Origin of the sequence: Algoriphagus sp. (assembly GCF_046296635.1) — a bacterium.
In the GTDB taxonomy this organism is placed as follows: Bacteria; Bacteroidota; Bacteroidia; order Cytophagales; family Cyclobacteriaceae; genus Algoriphagus.
The window spans coordinates 67,452-83,675 of the sequence record NZ_JBKBKZ010000020.1 but is presented as its reverse complement, the minus strand read 5'-3'; the positions used below and the strand labels follow the sequence as shown (position 1 = coordinate 83,675).

Annotated in this window: 11 protein-coding genes; 4 read left to right on the top strand and 7 right to left on the bottom strand. The window is 41.7% G+C overall.

Annotation, left to right across the window (positions count from 1 at the left end; genetic code table 11):
- Positions 1 to 24: 24 nt before the first annotated feature.
- The 3 genes from xylA to ACK4HU_RS14765 all read left to right on the top strand — a co-directional run bounded on the left by xylA (position 25) and on the right by ACK4HU_RS14765 (position 5,423).
- A complete protein-coding gene (xylA, locus tag ACK4HU_RS14775; RefSeq protein ID WP_409808010.1) occupies positions 25 to 1,338 on the top strand; it encodes a xylose isomerase in 1,314 nt (437 codons plus the stop codon).
- A 317-nt stretch (positions 1,339 to 1,655) separates the two neighbouring features.
- Complete coding sequence (locus ACK4HU_RS14770; protein WP_409808009.1) at positions 1,656 to 3,413, top strand: glycoside hydrolase family 9 protein; 1,758 nt, start codon at positions 1,656 to 1,658, stop codon at positions 3,411 to 3,413.
- Between the two features lie 195 nt (positions 3,414 to 3,608).
- Complete coding sequence (locus ACK4HU_RS14765) at positions 3,609 to 5,423, top strand: sialate O-acetylesterase (protein WP_409808007.1); 1,815 nt, start codon at positions 3,609 to 3,611, stop codon at positions 5,421 to 5,423.
- Positions 5,424 to 5,578: 155 nt separating this feature from the next.
- On the opposite strand, the gene ACK4HU_RS14760 is transcribed toward ACK4HU_RS14765, so the two are convergent.
- From ACK4HU_RS14760 to ACK4HU_RS14750, 3 genes are all read right to left on the bottom strand, one after another.
- A complete protein-coding gene (locus tag ACK4HU_RS14760; RefSeq protein ID WP_409808006.1) occupies positions 5,579 to 7,924 on the bottom strand; it encodes a TonB-dependent receptor in 2,346 nt (781 codons plus the stop codon).
- Between the two features lie 79 nt (positions 7,925 to 8,003).
- Entirely contained in the window at positions 8,004 to 8,609 is a 606-nt protein-coding gene (locus ACK4HU_RS14755) for a hypothetical protein (protein ID WP_409808004.1), read from the bottom strand.
- 267 nt (positions 8,610 to 8,876) lie between these two features.
- Positions 8,877 to 10,136 carry a hypothetical protein gene (locus ACK4HU_RS14750; RefSeq protein WP_409808003.1) on the bottom strand — a complete coding sequence of 420 codons (1,260 nt, stop codon included), beginning with the start codon at positions 10,134 to 10,136 and terminating at the stop codon, positions 8,877 to 8,879.
- Positions 10,137 to 10,440: 304 nt separating this feature from the next.
- Here ACK4HU_RS14750 and ACK4HU_RS14745 point away from each other — a divergent pair, with 304 nt between their 5' ends.
- Positions 10,441 to 11,448 carry a YhcG family protein gene (locus ACK4HU_RS14745; RefSeq protein ID WP_409808002.1) on the top strand — a complete coding sequence of 336 codons (1,008 nt, stop codon included), beginning with the start codon at positions 10,441 to 10,443 and terminating at the stop codon, positions 11,446 to 11,448.
- An 88-nt stretch (positions 11,449 to 11,536) separates the two neighbouring features.
- Here ACK4HU_RS14745 and ACK4HU_RS14740 read toward each other — a convergent pair whose 3' ends face one another.
- The 4 genes from ACK4HU_RS14740 to ACK4HU_RS14725 form a co-directional block, all read right to left on the bottom strand.
- Complete coding sequence (locus ACK4HU_RS14740; protein ID WP_409808000.1) at positions 11,537 to 13,297, bottom strand: hypothetical protein; 1,761 nt, start codon at positions 13,295 to 13,297, stop codon at positions 11,537 to 11,539.
- Positions 13,254 to 14,225: a FecR family protein gene (locus tag ACK4HU_RS14735; RefSeq protein WP_409807999.1), complete on the bottom strand. Its 972-nt coding sequence runs from the start codon at positions 14,223 to 14,225 to the stop codon at positions 13,254 to 13,256. Before ACK4HU_RS14735 ends, ACK4HU_RS14740 begins: the two co-directional genes overlap by 44 nt.
- On the bottom strand, positions 14,222 to 14,803 hold the full coding sequence (locus tag ACK4HU_RS14730) for an RNA polymerase sigma-70 factor (RefSeq protein ID WP_409807997.1): 582 nt from the start codon (positions 14,801 to 14,803) through the stop codon (positions 14,222 to 14,224). Before ACK4HU_RS14730 ends, ACK4HU_RS14735 begins: the two co-directional genes overlap by 4 nt.
- Positions 14,804 to 15,154: 351 nt before the next feature.
- The gene (locus ACK4HU_RS14725; RefSeq protein ID WP_409807996.1) at positions 15,155 to 16,222 is read right to left on the bottom strand and encodes an alpha/beta hydrolase; all 1,068 of its coding nucleotides are present in this window, start codon (positions 16,220 to 16,222) and stop codon (positions 15,155 to 15,157) included.
- Positions 16,223 to 16,224 lie beyond the last annotated feature (2 nt).

Below are 16,224 nucleotides of genomic sequence, written 5' to 3'. Positions count from 1 at the left end.
ATTAACCTAAATAACCCAGATAATATGGCTAAGACCTATTTTCCAACTATTGACAAAATCCCCTTTGAGGGAAAAGGAAGTGACAATCCCATGGCATTCCAATTTTATGATGCAAACCGCATCATTGCCGGTAAAACCATGAAAGAGCATTTCAAGTTTTCCATTGCTTATTGGCATTCCTTCTGCGGCACCGGAGGCGATCCTTTTGGACCTGGCACAATTGTTCATCCTTGGGATGCCAATCCGGATCCAATTCAGCGGGCAAAAGATAAAATGGATGCAGCATTTGAATTCACTTCCAAAATCGGAGCAGAATACTATTGTTTCCATGACATAGATTTGATTGATGAGGGTCCGACTTTGGCGGATTACGAAAAGCGAATTCAGATCATCACCGATTATGCATTGGAGCATCAAAAAGCATCAGGGATCAAGTTGCTTTGGGGAACAGCCAATGTTTTCAGCAATCCTCGCTATATGAATGGAGCATCTACCAATCCTAATTTCGACGTGTTGGCATGTGCCGGGACTCAGGTGAAAAATGCGTTGGACGCAACCATCAAATTGAGCGGAGAGAATTACGTTTTCTGGGGTGGTAGAGAAGGTTACATGTCTTTACTAAATACGGACATGAAGCGCGAAACGGAACATTTGGCCAAATTCCTAACTCTCGCAAGAGATTATGCACGAAAGAATGGTTTCAAAGGCACTTTCTTCATCGAGCCAAAACCGATGGAGCCTACCAAGCATCAATATGATTACGATGCGGCCACAGTAATCGGGTTCCTGCGACAGTACGGATTGGACAAAGATTTCAAATTGAACCTCGAAGTGAATCACGCCACACTTGCAGGACACACGTTCCAACATGAGTTACAAGTGGCTGCAGATGCGGATATGCTGGGAAGTATCGATGCCAACAGAGGGGACTACCAAAATGGCTGGGATACCGATCAATTTGCACTCAATCTTCAAGAACTGACCGAATCCATGCTTGTGATTTTGACCTCAGGCGGAATCAAAGGAGGAGGAGTGAATTTTGATGCCAAAATCCGTAGAAACTCTACCGATCCTGAAGATTTGTTTTTGGCGCATATCGGTTCAATGGATGCCTTTGCGAGAGGGATGTTGATCGCAAGTGATATCCTTGAGAAATCTGATTACCTGGAAAGAAGAAAGAATCGCTATGCGAGTTTTGATTCCGGAAAAGGAAAAGCGTTTGAGGAAGGAAAACTAACATTAGAAGACTTGAGAAATTATGCCTTTGAAGTAGGAGAGCCAACACAAATTAGCGGAAAACAGGAATATTTCGAGAATTTGATTAATCGTTTTATTTAATTTTATGGATATACCCTTTTCTGCTAGTAGGCGAATTTTCCACAGGTTAAGGGCTGGAAGACCGCAGACCCCTGACTACCGGCAGGCAGGGAAGACGGAAGAGGGCTGAAATATTAGAATTTGACCTAATTTCCTTAAATGTCCTTGATCTACCGGCAATGACGCGGATAATCAGATATAATTTTAATCAACCTAAAATTTTTAAATCCGGCTAAGGTTTCCTTGGTCGGATTTTTTTATGAAATGTAAATGGGAATTCTCATTATTTTCCCGATCTAGTAAGCAAACCCCTTCATTCAATATCCCTCAGCACTATCATGCTAATAAAGTCACTACTCGCTTTTATTGCTGGTTCAATTTGGAATGGTTGTGCCACGGATCAAAATTCAAATTCTCTGGAGTTGAATGAATCGATTAGACTGAATCAGCTTGGTTATCTACCAGAGCAAAATAAGGTGGCGATTGTACTTTCAGAAGAATCGGTGGACTCTTTTTTCATTTATGATATCGAGAATGAAAAGGTCGTCTTCGAGGGAAAAGGACAGAAAAATGAAACAAAAACGCTTTCTGGAAAAGCATCTTGGAAGCTTGATTTTTCAGCTTTTTCTACCAAAGGAGAATATGAAATTGGAATTCCTGAGTTGGGAAAATCTTATCCCTTTATCATCCATCCACAAGTGTATGAGAAATTGGGAAAAGCTTCCTTAAAGGCATTTTATTTTCAGCGTGCATCGATTGATTTACCTGAGGAATACGGCGGAATTTGGGCAAGAAAAGGAGGTCATCCGGATGATAAGGTTGCGATCCATCCTTCAGCAGCAAGCAAAACACGGCCGGAGGGCACAATTTTGTCATCGCCCAAAGGTTGGTATGATGCCGGGGATTACAATAAATACATTGTCAACAGCGGGATTACGATGGGCACGCTGATGTCCTTGTATGAAGTTTACCCCGAGTACTTTTCTAAGCAAAATCTGTCAATTCCAGAATCGAGCAACGCTTTGCCTGATATTTTGGATGAAGTATTATGGAATCTGGACTGGATGCTCACGATGCAAGATCCTGCGGATGGTGGGGTTTACCACAAACTGACAACAGCCAAATTTGAAGGAATGGTAGAGCCACACCTGGCCACAAATCAAAGATATTTGGTCAGTAAGGGTACTGCAGCAGCATTGGATTTTGCGGCAGTGATGGCGCAGGCTGCCCGAATTTTCAAACCTTTTGCCCCGGAAAATGCAGTGGTTTATCTCAAAGCAGCCGAGAAAGCCTGGAATTGGGCCAAGCAAAACCCGGAGGTTTATTACCGCCAAAACGACTTGAATGAAGCTTTTGAACCTGATATTGTTACTGGCGCCTATGGAGATCAAAACCTGAGCGACGAGTGGATTTGGGCTGCGTCCGAATTGTATATCAGCACGCATAATCTGGAATATTGGAAGATTTTGGAATCGGCTAATCAAGATTACCTACTTCCATCTTGGTCTCAGGTGAAGTGGATGGGTTTCTATTCCTTACTTCGAAATGAAAATTCACTCACTCAAATCCCACAGGAATGGTTGTCGATGCTGAAAATTAACTTGATTACTGCTGCTGATTCCTACCATCAAGCCGGACAGGTTCAACCTTATTTGTCACCAATGGGAGCAAATCCCAAGGATTTTATTTGGGGGAGTAATGCTGTTGCTTCCAATCAGGGGATTTTGCTTTTGGAAGCATTTAAGCTTTCTGGTAAAGCGGATTACCTCCATAGTGCAAAGGCAAACTTGGATTATATTTTGGGAAGAAATGCAACTGGATTTAGCTACGTCACAGGCTTCGGAAGCAAAACTCCAATGCATCCGCATCATCGACTAGCAACCTCAAGATTTGATTTGCCTCCTTTACCCGGATTCATGGTAGGTGGTCCAAATCCATCTCAGCAAGACAAATGCGACTATCCAAGCGATGTGCCTGATGAATCATTTACCGACTTGGCTTGTAGCTATGCTTCTAACGAAATCGCCATCAATTGGAGTGCTCCATTTGCATTTTTGGTGAATGCAATTCAGGCAATTGAGACAAGTGGTAAATAATTTGGCTTTTTTGGATTGGACCATTTCTAAATGGTGCTGAGAAGTCAATTTTTTTCTGGAAATTCCACCTCCAAACAGCCAAATACCCTTTTGAAAAATCACCTTCTTATTCTGCTCCTTTTTCCTTTGTTTTTCGCTTGTGGTTTCGACAAGCCAAACTCTGAAGTTCAGTTTCCAAAGTTAATCTCGGAGGGAATGGTCCTTCAGCGCCAAGCTCCAATCAAGATTTGGGGGAGGGGAATTCCTGATGAAAAAATCCGAGCAAGTTTGGCCGGAGCTGTGGGAAGTGCAAAAGTGTTGCCTGATAGCACCTGGGTTGTACTTTTACCTCCATTGTTAGCAGGTGGTCCTTTTGAGCTTCAAGTCAATCTTCAGACAATTAAGGATGTTTATATTGGAGATGTTTGGGTTGCCGGCGGTCAGTCAAATATGGAATGGCCGTTAAAGCAAGGAGTGATAGGAGCCGAGGAGGAGATTGCCAATGCCAATTTCCCAAAGATTCGATTTTTCAAAGTGAAGAAAGATTACAGTGCTGTGGAGAAAAAAGATGTCTCAGCCGGTGAATGGAAAGTAGCAAACGCTGAAAATCTCCCAAATTTCTCGGCAGTGGCCTGGTTTTTTGCAAAGCGAAATCACCTCGAACAAAAAGTGCCTGTAGGAATCATCGAATCTAATTGGGGTGGAACGCCGGCTGAAGGTTGGACTGAGGCCAAGGTTTTAGCGGATATCGAAGACAGATCCTACACCGCTGAATCCAAAAAAGTGATTGTTGATTCCACCAAATGGAAGGATATACTTGCCGAAAATGAAAAACGAAGGGAGTTAAGGGATCAGATGGTAATTCGCCCGGATTCACTTCTTGCAGGGGAGGTATCGTCTACCAACTATAGTGATGGTAATTGGAGCTCGATCAATTTACCCTCAGCCAATCCACTTGAGCACATCGCATGGGTTAGGAAAAAATTCAATTTAACAGCCATAGGTGAGGCGACGCTCACATTTCCCTCCATTGATCAGATGGCTTATATCTATGTCAATGGGGTTCAGGTGCATTACAAAAACTGGGGCGAACCTGTGCCGGAGTTGAAAATTCCAGCAGATATTCTAAAGAAAGGCCAAAATGTACTGACAATTCGTGCCATTAATACTTGGAACAACAAGCCGGTGATTGGGAGTAAAGATCAGATGTACATCACCCAAAATGGCAAAAAAATCAATCTGGAAGGGACCTGGACCTATTCAAATAATTATGTCGAGCCGAGGTTGCCTATCGTCGAGTCACACAATTGGAGGCCAGGTTTTATGTTCAATGCCATGATTGCCCCGCTGACCAATTATGCGATCAAAGGAGTGATTTGGTATCAGGGAGAAAGTAATGCTGGAAGACATAAGGAATATAAAGAACTATTCACTGCGATGATAACCAATTGGAGGATTAGATGGGGAATCGGTGATTTTCCTTTTCTCTATGCTCAGTTGGCAAATTATATGGAGCGCAAAGAACTTCAGCCGGAAAGTAACTGGGCATTTTTGCGAGAATCTCAGCGGGAGGCTTTAGAACTGCCATTTACAGGCATGGCCACCATCATCGATATCGGGGAGGAGAAAGATATTCACCCACGAAATAAAAAAGATGTCGGAGATCGACTTTGGCTTCAAGCCAGGAAAATAGCCTTTGGGGAGAAACTCGTCGCCTCGGGTCCGGTATTTCAAGAAGTTAAGCAGGAGGGCAATGCGCTAATTGTGACTTTTGCTGAAGTAGGAAAGGGTCTAAAACTGACTGCAGGAGATTCAGTAAAAGGGTTTATTCTGGGGGATGAGAAAGGTAAATTTGAAATTGCTTCAGGAATTATTTCAGCAGAAAATCAAGTAAAACTTACCATTCCGGAAGGATTGGTTCCGGTGGGAATTCGCTACGCTTGGGCCGATAATCCTGAAGTGAATTTGGTGAATGAGTTGAATCTTCCTGCCGTTCCTTTTAAAGAGGAATTGTTAAAGCAGGAAGACTAGAGATAGATTTCATCTGTTTATAATTTGTCTTTAATGGTCAGATGGAATGCCCTTTGATAATCATCCCCCTGTGTGATCCCGTACTTACGGGATCATGTGCATTTCAGGTAAATACTTCAATAAAGCGGAAACATTTTGATAATGATAAAACCTTATCAGAATTCAATTCGATAACTGATCAGTGGAATCATTGGAGTTTGGTAGGCAGTTTCAATAACACCTTTTGCAGGCTCGAAATAAGTTCCAAAGATGTTTTGGCGGTTGGTTACATTCTGTATATCCAAGGCCAAAGTACTAGTGGCTTTGAGTCTGTTCCATTTGAGACTTACCCGTAGATCAGTTCTGAAATAAGCAGGATTTTGGCCTTCAAAGGCCCTTTCCTCGTCATAAACTGTTTCGTTTTTCTCAATTGATTCCTCTAGATTTACTGGAGTTGTCCGCAATCCACCACCATAAATGCTTCTGATATTAAAGCCAAGCATGCGATTTTTCTTCAGTGAATATTCCTTACCAGCTGTGAATGTCAGATTTGCATTTCCATTGTACAAGGTATTTCGCCACTTGTTTTCCTGTGTTTTGTAAAGCGAATTGTATAGAGAGGCTGACAGCAGGAAATAAAGGTTTTTATGCGTGAATTGTTCCAGGGTAAACTCAGTCCCGTAGTTTTTCCCAAATCCTTCATTGACCAATGGATCTGTCATAAAGCTCCACTGTTGATTGATGATGGAGTAGGTTTGATCAGTTCCCGGCTTGATCGGGATATCAAACAAGTGCTGGTAATAGCCCTCAATTTTCATTCGAAGAAAAGGGTTCAGTTGGCGATCATATCCCATTACCAAATGATGTGATTTGCTCAGTCCAAGGTTTTCATTAGGCTTAATGATCCTACCGTTTTCCTCATATTCTGCAAAGTAAGTACCGAGAGGTTGTACTTGGCTGTGAAGCCCGTAACCTAAGCTGATTCGCTGTTTTTCATCCAATTCATAAGAAGCGCTAAACCTAGGCTCGACAGCCTTGGAATTGTTAAGAAGCAGTTGAAGGTAATGCATCCCAACATTGAAAGTCAGCCGCTCAGTTGCTTTGAAATTGAGTTGGGAAAATGCCTGGATGCTCTGTGTGTTGCCATTGGAATTGATCAGAGTTTTCATTCGATTCATCTCCTTATCAAACCCGTTTTCACGAAGGTTATAATAGAGTTGATTGATATAAATACCGCTTCTCAGATTGGATCGTGCAGAAAGTTTGGTGTTTAGGACGCTGTTAAACGTAATTTTTGAATTGCTGAAATTTTCGTAAGACCATTCCTGATCACTATATTCTTTGTCAAGGCGATTCATTTGATCACCAATGGCATGTCCAGATGCTAAAATTGTATTCTGGAGGAAATTGTTTTTGTTGATCATGTAGGAATGCTTTACACCGATTGCTCCACTATTGGAAAAATACCTCGAACTGTAGCGATCAAACTCAGTAGTCCAATTCAGAGAGTCCTTCTCTGCATCCTTGTTTTGATCACTCAAGCCACCGAACCCAAAAATCGTGAAGCTGCTTTTTTTCCCGGCAGGGAGAAATATATTCATGGATAGATCCTGAAAATTAGTCACAAAATCCCCCAGCGGAACCCCAAGTTTGGATAAGATCGACAGCGTAGAATACCGGTAATTGATCAAATAGGAGCCTTTGTAATTTTTAGCAATTGGCCCTTCCGCAGCGATATCGGTTCCCAAAAAGCCCGCCTGAAAGGTGAATTCACGTTTTTCATTATTCCCTTTCCTCAAACTCAAGTCAAAAACTCCTGACATGGCATTGCCATATTCCGCAGGAAAGGCTCCCGTGATAAAATCCGAATTTGCCAGCAACTGAGAACTCAGAATGGATATACCGCCTCCTGAACTTCCGGGATTTACAAAATGGTTTGGATTTGGAATGTCGATTCCTTCCATTCTCCAAAGCAATCCATTGGGGCTGTTACCTCGAATAGAAATATTATTATTGCCGTCATCGGTGCTGACAACGCCTGAGAATGATTGGGCCATTCGACCGGGATCATTAACGGCAGCGGCAAATTTGCGGGTTTCCTCCACTGAGAATGTCCGTCCACTCACCGTCACCATGTCATTTACAGTCCGGTCTTTTTCAGTAGCAACTACCACTACCTCATCCATCTGACCAAACTCTTCCTCAACTGAAATGGACAACACGACTTCCTTGCCGGAATTGACCAAGACATTGGGTAGGATGATGTCTTTATATCCGACAAAAGTGACTCTCAGTGTATGAGAACCCACCGGGACTAATAGGATTTTGAAATCTCCATCGAGATCCGTGGTTGCTCCCATCAGAGGATTTGTATTGAGAATCATCACTGTGGCGCCGGGCATCGGAGCTTTTGTAACTTGATCGACTACTTTTCCCCTCACGGTCTGGGTCAAAGTCTGAGCGTGTAAGGGATTTAGTGTGAAGCAAAAAATTATTGCGAAAATTTTTGTTAATGAATTCATGGCGTTGGTTTAGCTTTTTGATGTTTTTGGATAATCACTTATTATCGATTACAAAAAGTTTTTCTTCTGTCCTCGGGTATTATCGACCCCATTTTCCCCCTCCTACAAAATAGCCTAGGGTAAAGCCGAAGTATTCATTGATTGCCTGGCCAATCACATCTCCGCTTACATTTTGTAAATCACTCTTTGGTAGAAAATTGTATTCAGCACCAATCCGAAATTTCCCCAGTTCAACACCGGCTCTTATCATCGGGGCCCAAGCGAAATTCGCCTTTAGACCTCGCACCTCGTCTTTATCGAAATCGAAACCAGCCACATCTATATTACTCAGCGCGTAGTATCCAAATCCTGCTCCGATATAGGGTGCGACTTTGCCATTTCCGTAGTTGAAGTAGTAATTGCCAGTGCCTGAAACTGAAGTATTTGCAGAAAGCACGCCATCATAATCATTCGGAATTTCATAATAGGTAACATCCTTTGCAAGACCGGCCACACCCATTCTGAGACCAAGAGCAAGGTTTCTAGTGACTAGAACCTGAGGCTCAAAGTTGACTAAGGCACCGATGCCGCCATCTTTTGGAGCAGCTATACCGAGATCCATTTGAAATCTAAATCTGCCTTCCTCTTGGCTATAGGCAAGGTGAATTACTTGTAAAAGGAGAAGAATTGTGATAAGCTTTTTCATCTTTATTTTAATTGGTTTAGTTTTTTCTGAGGCAATGTTGCCTTTGGATTAGTTTTCGGATTAAAGACAAGTCAGGGGAGAGGTACCCCTATTCCGACTGTGATAATTTTTTCGGTTTGATATAAAAGGGATGAGGCTGGAGATTGATTTTCGAGTTACGAATTACGATTTACGAGGCTTAGGACAGGGTCAAGGCTTTGGATGTTATGGAACCTTGCAACTTTTGGACTTTTCAACCTTAAAACTTCCCCAACTTTCCAATCATCCTTAAAAAAATCGGAAACCTGCTCTAAATCCCAACCAAAACTGACTTCCTAAGTCCTCAGGATGGTAGCGGTCACTATGAACAGAAGTTTTGGTGTAGGTGAAAAGGTCTGGATGGAAGGAATATGAAGTGTCATAAACCCGGAAATTCAAGGTCGGTCCGGCAAAGATTGCCAGTCCTTTTGCAGCTTGGAATTCACCCCCGACATAAAGGCGATTGACCAGATTGAGCGCTTCCACTCTTCCTCGATTAAGCTGTTCGGAGCTCACTTCGATATTGAGGAAAGTTTTCTTTCCCAGTCTTGGAGAGGTTCCTACTCCGTATCCAAAAGACCAGGTCACTTGATTATCCCACTCAGGCCTGATTCCAGCAAAAACGATATTATAAAACTCACGCTTTCCAGTTCTGAATGCTAGGTTAAATGGCATGATCTCATTTACACTGATTTCTGCAGTATGATATCCCGATTTCACAAAACTTAAAAACCCGACTGGAATGCCACTGATGCTGTCTGAAAAATTTATCAATCCCAATTGGAATCCGTTGACCTTTCTAGCGTAGTTAACAAGCCCTGATTGAGAACCTTTGACGGTTTTACCAGCGAAATTTAAAACTCCTGCGATCTGTGAACCTTTCAGATCTTCAGCGGTAAAGTTCATCACTCCGGCAAGCTGTACGCCTTCTACTTTTTTCGGAGAAAAATTTGCGACACCAGCCATTTGAACCCCATCTACTGAACCTGTGGTGAAATTGGCCAATCCTGCCAACTGGACTCCTTTTACGGAGTCCAAATTGGAGTTGAAAAGACCTGCCAGTTGTACTCCTTCTACTTTTCCGCCGATTTGGTTAAACCAACCAGCCATCTGCACACCTCGCATATCGCCACGGTTGATATTGAAAAGGCCCGCCATTTCCAGTTTGTTAGTACCGGCAGAATAGCCTCCGAGCCAATTGAAGGAATAGTCATTGACGACATTTCCTGAGTTTGTACCATTGGTTCCTACAAAAGGGACAAAGGAAAACTGAAAGGAGGCGGTTGTCGTGTCCTTTAAGTTTTTGCCAAAAGGATCAAATTGGATGGTTTTAATTTTTTGATCTAAAGAATGAAGAGCGTTGGGTTTTTCCGAGGTTTTGAGGCTGTCGGTTTGACTGAAAGGAGCTTCATCTAGGGTCTTATCGCTCCCTGTCTGAAAGTTCATTGCCTCCAATGGATTGAAGGAGGAAAGCAGGATGATGGCGAAAATTTGCGTTATCTTTTTCATGGTTTGGATTAGTTTCGCTCATAAGACAAGCGAAAGGTTTCCAACCCCTATTTCATTGAGAAAAAAATTTAGAAGAATTAAAAAGTCGGGGATAATTCTCTGACAGTTTGCTTCAAATTTTCAGAAATGTAGTTTTTATACTGACATTGAACTCGGGCTTTACTACATAAAATTGTATTTTAGAAATACTGTTTTGAGAAAAAGTCTTCAACAAAACAAAGGCTCAACAATCAAATCCTTAAGCCTATCGAACCAACTAGTCGGAGGGTTTTTAAATTTTGCTTATAGATATAACAGAAAAGTTATGGAGCTCAAAAAAGAACTAATCAACCAAATACAAAGTATAATTTCCTCGGCAAGGGAACGGGCTATTCGCTCTGTAGACACGGAGCGGGTGCTGATGTATTGGCAAATCGGAAAAGTTATTTTTGAGGAGGAGCAGGAAGGTAAGGAAAGGGCAGGCTATGGAGACTTCCTCATAAAATCATTATCCAAAATGCTACAGCCGCAATTTGGCAGTGGGTTTTCAGTAAGGCAGTTGGAACGATATAGGCAATTCTACCGAAAGTTTCCAATTACGTCCGCACTGCGGACGCAATTCAGTTGGACACATTACAAACTGCTTATTAGCGCCGAAAGCCCAGAAAAAAGGGAGTTTTATATTGCAGAAGCAACCAAAAATAATTGGACAGGACGACAACTGGAAAGACAAATCAACAGTCAATTATTTGAAAGATTGTTGATGAGTAATGATGTTCAGAAAGTATTGGCAGTAGCGAGGGAAGAAAAAGTGCCTAGCGAGGCAAGAGAAATCATCAAAGATCCTATGGTGCTGGAATTTCTGGGATTGAGACGGGAAACAGCATACTACGAAAAAGATTTAGAGACCGCAATCATTACCCATTTGCAGGATTTTCTGTTAGAAATAGGAAATGGTTTTTCTTTTGTCGCCAGGCAAAAGCGCATCCACATCGAAGGCGATGAATTTTCAATAGACCTTGTTTTTTACAACCGCCTTTTACAGTGTTTTGTATTGGTAGAAATAAAAACCTCCAAACTGACGCATCAGGATATTGGGCAGTTGCAGATGTATGTCAACTATTACGATCGCTTCGAAAAACAGGAAATTGAAAACCCCACAATAGGAATCTTGCTCTGTGCAGATAAAAACGATGCTGTGGTAAGGATCACTTTGCCCGAAAACAATAAATCCATCGTAGCGAGCAAATACCAATTGTATTTGCCTACCGAGCAACAACTGATCGCAGAAGTGCAAAAGGAAATTGAGAAAATGGATCAGAGGGAAAAGTAAGCAAGGTTTAAACTGCGATTTGTAATCTGATAGCAAACCGGCAAAACTTTGCAACCTTCCAACTTTCCCACCTTTCAACCCTACACTTCTAAAAAAACCTAACTCCCCCTCTGAATCCAATCCAAAACTGACTGGCAAAATTATCGATTGGAATTGTCTTTTCAGATCGAATTTTCGGACTGGCGTAAGTGAATAATTCCGGATGATCAGTGTAGGAACTATCGTAAACTCGCCAGTTTAAAGTGGGGCCCGCGTAAATTCCAAATCCTTTAGATATCTGGTAGTCAAAACCTAAGTAGGCTCGATTGATCACGTTAAGAGCTAAGACATTTCCTTTGTTCATTTGTTCAGCACTTAACTCGATATTGAGAAAAGTCTTTTTCCCCAATCTAGGAGATGTTCCTACTCCATATCCAAATGCCCAAGTTGTAGAATCGGCTTGTTCAGGTCGGACGCCGGCAAATAGCATATTGTAAAAAGATCTTGTACCGCTTCGCAGAGAAATGTTGATTGGTAGCATTTCATTGGCGCCGATTTCGACTTTGTGATAGCCCTTTCGCACAAAGGAAATCAAACCGAATGGAACTCCTGATATGCTATCTGAATAGTTAAACAACCCGATTTGTGTACCAAATACATTTCGACCAATATTCAAAACACTACTAATTTGTGCTCCCTGCACATCCCGATTGGTGAAGTTGGCTACACCTGCTAGCTGAGTTCCTTGAAGGTTAGCCGTGGTGATGTTGAGCACACCTGCCATTTGCAAGCCTTTTACTTCCCCGGTTGTAAAATTGCCTACGCTGGCAATCTGAGCACCATCAACAGAATCAAGGTTCGCATTTATAACACCCGCCATTTGGAGTCCCTTGACTTTACCACCTACTTGATTGAACACGCCTGCGAGTTGGACGGATTTCACATCACCTTTATTAATATTGAACAATCCGCCCAGTTCGGCCTTGGTTGTGCCTCCGGAAAATCCGCCCAATATATTGATTGAATAATCGTTGATGACGCTTCCTGATATCTTCCTATTGGTACCGATGAAAGGAAGAAAGGAAATCTGAAAATCCCGATGGATGGTATCTTTCACATTTTCAAGATTGGTGAAGCCAACAGACTTTTTGGTCCATGCCCAAAAAGTCTTCGCTGAGTTTGATAGGTTTTTTCCAAACTCGTCAAATTTCACATCATCAGCTTTCAAGAAAATTCTTTGGAAAGAGGATTTCTCCTCCACCAAAAGTGTGTCCGAAAAGTCCTTTTTATTTACAATTAATTCAAAATTTTCCTCTGCTGGATTTTTCACCTCAAACTGGAAGTAACCATACTGATTTGTAGTAGAAGATTTCAATGAAATCGGCTCATAAACGGTTGCATCACGAATCCCTTGACCTGCCTCATCCACTATATAGCCACTGACCACAACATCTTTGGGAGAGGGAGGTTTTCGCGTTAGAATCACATAAACGCCTTTTTCTTTAATCTGAACTTCTCCTTCAAAAATCACCTCCAATACTTCCCTGAGAGGCCGGTCTTTAAAACTTTTAGAAATAGTCCTACTGACATCCAGCGCAGAAGAACTGTATGAAAACACACATCTTGCTTCCTGGGAAAGTCTCCTTAGGACGCCGTCAATCCGCTCATTTTTCGCAGAAAATGTGACTTTCCTTTCTAAAACTGGAATATCCTGTGCATTCGCTGGGGGGATTAGCCAAGTACAAAATAAGTATGAACAACATAAAAGAATCCCGACTTTTCTCCAGATAGGAGCCCTAGGAAATAGATTGGTTATTGACCAAAGTTTAAAAACATCCTTCACCACTGATCCGGATTTGATTTGAATCATAAGTAATATCCAGTGACATGGTTTCTCCGATGATAGAGAGGATAGTTTCCAATTCCTCATTTTCAAAATCCACAGTCAATTTACATTGGCCAATGTTACCATCGAGATTTATCTTCCTGCCATATATTTGACTCAATTGATCAATTACAAGCTGAAGTTCCTGCTCATAAAATGAGAAATTCCGGGTTTTGTAAGCCGTGACATTTGGATCTGCTTCCGCTTTGAAAAATGTATTCGTTGATTTGTCATAGATTCCTTTTTCGCCAGCCTGAAGGATTATGCCTTCTTGACTTTGCGAGTAAAATTTCACTATTCCTTCTTGCACAGTAACTTCCACGGTTTCGCTTTTGGGAAAGGCTTTCACATTAAAAATTGTCCCGATATCCTGGATTAATAGATTTGCAGTTTGCACCCTCCATTCCACTTTTTTGGACTCCGGAATATTGATTAAAACCTCTCCTGAAACATGTATTACACCAGTTTTTTTCCGCTCATTGTACTCCACTTTGACAGTGGAGTTTTGGTTAAGGGAAACCTCAGTCTGATCGGGGAGGGTTTGAGTCAAAACTTGGTTTTCACTTACAAACTGAAACTCTTCAGATTTGGAGTATTGTCGGTAAAAGAGGAATGAAAAAGCCAAAACTAATAACAAACTTGCTGCGATTCCCCAGGCAGGAATCAAGAGTCGGGTTCTTTCGTTTTTTTTAGAAATTTCACTTTTAACTTTATCCCATGCTTTTTCTCCATCAAAATCTTGCTGATCTGGTAATTGAGCATTTTCATAAATAAATACTGAGTCATCCAAATACTTTTGGTTTTCTGGAGAAAGGGAACACCATTCGTTCAATTCTCGGATTTCTACTTCCGAAGCTTCCCCGACGATGAATTTGGCTATCAAGTCTTCAATATTTTCCGCTTCCCACTTCATAAATCCAACAAGTTTCTCATTAAAATTGCCAATAGGGGCAAATATTCTTTCAACTGGACACGCATGATTTTCAGTGCTTTACCCATTTGGTTTTCTACAGTTTTCACAGACAAGTTCAACTGATTTGCGATTTCCTGATATTTTAATTCCTCAAAACGACTCATCCTAAATATTAATCTGCACTGATCTGGAAGTGTCTGAATTGCTTCTCGAATTTTTTCTTCGAGTTCCACATGGATTGCCAAGTGATCTGCGGGTTGGGATTGAGCCTCACCTTTAAGGATTTCATTGGCAAAATACTTTTGCTTCACCTGCTCGTGTTTCAATTCGTTCAAGCATGAATTTCGGATTGCACGGTACAAGTAGGATTTCAGGGAAGTCTCGATGGAAATAGTTTTTCGCTTTTCCCAAAGCCCGATGAATGCAGCTTGCACGATCTCTTCAGCCCCGGCAGGATCCTTTAAGTAGCTATTGGCATATCGGCAAAGCGGCTGATAGTAAGTTTTGAAAAGCATTTCAAAGGCTGGAGTTTGGCCAGATTGTATCGCTAAAAAAACCAGTTGATCAGACTCCTGCATGGTTAAGATTATGCTTTCGATGCAAGATAGGATTTTGGTTTCTTTTTAATTTGTATTCGACTTTAGGTTTAGGCATAAAATAGGCTAAGTCCTTGTATTGCTGCGATATTCACTATTGTTATCAGGAGAAAACAGCAAGTTTAAGCGGAGTTTGTCAGGCTCAATCGAACAAAGACCACAAGATAATTGGCAGTGAATATTTCAGGTTTAAAAATAAGACAATTCAAAACCTATTTACCCCTATGGACGCTTCAACATTATTTCAAAAGAAACTCATCTTTTTAATTGGGAACGTGAAGGATTACGGATACACAAATTCAGTAATAGCAAAAAGTTGAGGAATGAAAAATACTACCGATTTCCCTCCATCACTCCCTTCGTTTGGATCAGTTCATCGATTTGGTTTTGGTAGGCTGACTTGGCTGGAACTTTTGCCACTTTTTCAAGAAAATCAATCGTAGAAAACAAAACGCCCTCCCAATCCTTAGAGGTAATTTCGGAGGAAATGACATGATCCCCGGCTTTTGGAAATGCCTGCTCTTTTTTCAATTCCGCAGCTGTGCCAAGTTGGCTATACATTTCCAGCATTTTTGGTACTGACACTACAAAATCCTGTTCTTCGGCGCTCTTATAATAATAGCCTAAGAAAAGAGGTTGTTTGATTTTTGCAAAAGTCTCGGGTTTCATTTCACTATAAACCAAAGTGGCTAGACTTTCATAGCCATTGATATGATAGTCTTCGGACCAATAGGCTTTCTTTTCTCCTTCTCGATTTTGATGAATGACTTTGTTATCCATCATGGTTTTTTCCATGATAAACTTGGTCCATGGCTTGAAAAATCCTTCCAATCGCTCACCACCATCCCGAATCGCTGGTGAATAGACGACCACAGCTTTGATCTCAGGCTGCTGACTGGCTAATAACAAGGTCAATGCTCCACCCATAGATGTGCCAACGACGATTACAGAATCACCCAAGCTTTTGCCGATCTGATAGGCTTCACCAGCCGCATCTGCGAGTTTTTGTGCAGTCATGTATTCCATTCCATTTTCTCGCTTAATTCCATGCTCAGGTAGTCGGGTTACGAACAGGTTTGCTCCAAAGTGGCTTGCCAAAAAACGATGAACCGGATCTCCTTCCATGGGACTCGCTCCAAATCCATGGATGTAGACGATTGAATAGGGAGTTTTGGCCTTATTGCTGCTGTCTGCCCATTGGATGTAAGCCTCATTTCCTGATTTTAGTCCGATGACGGTGTCCTCCCGTGTTCTGACGTATTTGCTAAGTTCGGATAGCCTTGAAGGAACCTCAGGAAATTGAATGACTAAATCTTGTCTTTTTGCTTTTGGGCCAAGCATGTAAACAATGACCAAGACCATTGCTGTGGCAAATAAGCCCAGGAAGATTTTGCGAAGCATGA

Excerpts from the sequence above, each read along its gene's own strand:
- xylA (WP_409808010.1), top strand. The coding sequence starts at position 25 with ATGGCTAAGACCTATTTTCCAACTATTGACAAAATCCCCTTTGAGGGA.
- ACK4HU_RS14770 (WP_409808009.1), top strand. The coding sequence starts at position 1,656 with ATGCTAATAAAGTCACTACTCGCTTTTATTGCTGGTTCAATTTGGAAT.
- ACK4HU_RS14765 (WP_409808007.1), top strand. The coding sequence starts at position 3,609 with ATGGTCCTTCAGCGCCAAGCTCCAATCAAGATTTGGGGGAGGGGAATT.
- ACK4HU_RS14760 (WP_409808006.1), bottom strand. The coding sequence starts at position 7,924 with ATGAATTCATTAACAAAAATTTTCGCAATAATTTTTTGCTTCACACTA.
- ACK4HU_RS14755 (WP_409808004.1), bottom strand. The coding sequence starts at position 8,609 with ATGAAAAAGCTTATCACAATTCTTCTCCTTTTACAAGTAATTCACCTT.
- ACK4HU_RS14750 (WP_409808003.1), bottom strand. The coding sequence starts at position 10,136 with ATGAAAAAGATAACGCAAATTTTCGCCATCATCCTGCTTTCCTCCTTC.
- ACK4HU_RS14745 (WP_409808002.1), top strand. The coding sequence starts at position 10,441 with ATGGAGCTCAAAAAAGAACTAATCAACCAAATACAAAGTATAATTTCC.
- ACK4HU_RS14740 (WP_409808000.1), bottom strand. The coding sequence starts at position 13,297 with ATGATTCAAATCAAATCCGGATCAGTGGTGAAGGATGTTTTTAAACTT.
- ACK4HU_RS14735 (WP_409807999.1), bottom strand. The coding sequence starts at position 14,225 with ATGAAGTGGGAAGCGGAAAATATTGAAGACTTGATAGCCAAATTCATC.
- ACK4HU_RS14730 (WP_409807997.1), bottom strand. The coding sequence starts at position 14,803 with ATGCAGGAGTCTGATCAACTGGTTTTTTTAGCGATACAATCTGGCCAA.
- ACK4HU_RS14725 (WP_409807996.1), bottom strand. The coding sequence starts at position 16,222 with ATGCTTCGCAAAATCTTCCTGGGCTTATTTGCCACAGCAATGGTCTTG.